This window comes from Vibrio sp. D401a (assembly GCF_030248515.1).
Taxonomy (GTDB): domain Bacteria; phylum Pseudomonadota; class Gammaproteobacteria; order Enterobacterales; family Vibrionaceae; genus Vibrio; species Vibrio rotiferianus.
Genome location: NZ_JAHGAI010000041.1, coordinates 1 through 1,706 on the forward strand (window position 1 = coordinate 1; position 1,706 = coordinate 1,706).

Genomic DNA, 1,706 nt, shown 5'->3' on the forward strand with positions numbered 1-1,706 from the left:
AATGCGTGAGGATATAACGCCCAATTAAGGTGTGAAGCACGCGACCACTACACTTAATTTGACCGCCGTAAACACAGAACTTAACCCATACCAAAAATGCCAAGCGTGCTGAATCACTCTTAAATTGTTTGTTATAGCGCGTTTTCAAAGAAGCATGAGAAGCAAATTCCACTTTTGCTATCCTGTAGTTTGCCCTCACAGCCTAATTCTTCACAGCTACGCTCTAAAACTTTGCCCTGATGGCTACATAGCTTACACAAATACTCATCAGAATCAGGTAACCTTTGGTAAGTTTTAGCACAGTCATGAATGAACTCGTCATCCCAGAAGTCCATGCGAGATACGGTGTTAGCGCAACGAGGGCAATGAAGGGATCTGGATTTCTTGTCGTAGCCCAAATATTTCTTACATGCAGCAGGAGGCAAGACATCAATGGCTAAGCGATAATCAATTAAAAGTGAATTGACTATATACGACTGGTGATCTTCGTCAGACTGGATACTCTTCATTGAGTTTGCTGGCGTATTTTCAAGATATTTTCTCCTTGATTCAAACCAACACAATGAACCTTGAAAGTAACTATGGGTATATAGAATAAAGCTGACCACTTCTTCAGGAGTGACATTCAGAGATTTATCAACTGTATGCATCACCTTATTTCTAATTGTTCGCAAGTCATCATTCCATTGAAGGAACTGATCCGTAAAACGAGCGGGACAAACAGTGTCGTGAACTTTTATTAAATCTTGTGCATCCAAAGTACGAAATGCTGAAAATTCTATATCCCTTTTGTTACACCCTTTTGGCCATGATTGTGGGTTTCCAGAAATCAGTAAATAGGGAGAAACATTAACGATTCGTCCTTTGATGTAAAATTCTACAGCTTGCTGTACTAATGCCGTTGCACTGACTAGCGTTTGCTTCGCAGAAGCCCAATAGCGTTTTCTCTCATTTTCGTGGTCGCTATCATCAATTACACTATATAGAGTTTCAAATTCATGTAAGTGCTCAGTCACAGAATCCCATGAAGCATTGAGAAAACCATTGGCAGCGCTATAAAAATCATCTTTTGTTGGAAATTCTAAAATCACAAATACTCCGAAGCTTGTTCTGCGCTATAACGCCCAATTAAGGGGTGAACAACGCCTCCACCCAAACCTAAAGCATTGTGCCATAAACACTAAATTTGAAGTAGAAGCAAAAGTGCCAAGCGTTGAGAATCCCTCTTAAATTGCTTGTTATGGTGATTTTTATTGCATATGAAACAATTTGAAATTAAAGTGCGCCATCCTTTTTTTGAGACATAGAAATGAAACGCTTTTTACTACTGATTTCACTTGGTTTATCTGCTAACACATTCGCAAACTGCTATGGTTCTGACTCATACAAAACTTGCTATGACGACAACGGTAACTCTTACAGCGTACAAAAGTATGGTAATACAACATCGGTTCAGGGTTATAACAGTCAAACTGGTTCAAACTGGAGCCAATCAAGCACTACCATTGGAAACTCTACATTTACTAATGGTACCTCAGCAAATGGCAACTCTTGGAACAGTACCACAAACAAGATAGGTAATAGTACATTCACTACAGGTACTGACTCAGACGGTAATTACTTCTCTTCAACTTGTAACGAGTACGGTTGCTACTAGTGGTTTTAGCTCCAGTTATCAAAGGCTGGAGCTTCATCACCATAACGCC

Annotated in this window: 2 protein-coding genes; one reads left to right on the top strand and one right to left on the bottom strand. The window is 39.7% G+C overall.

Features of this window, described 5'->3' with window-relative positions:
• Positions 1-131 precede the first annotated feature (131 nt).
• Positions 132-1,091: a hypothetical protein gene (locus KIV41_RS17060; protein ID WP_203346252.1), complete on the bottom strand. Its 960-nt coding sequence runs from the start codon at positions 1,089-1,091 to the stop codon at positions 132-134.
• Positions 1,092-1,309: 218 nt separating this feature from the next.
• Between KIV41_RS17060 and KIV41_RS17065 the strand changes: the two genes are divergently transcribed.
• A complete protein-coding gene (locus KIV41_RS17065) occupies positions 1,310-1,657 on the top strand; it encodes a hypothetical protein (protein ID WP_039476991.1) in 348 nt (115 codons plus the stop codon).
• Positions 1,658-1,706 lie beyond the last annotated feature (49 nt).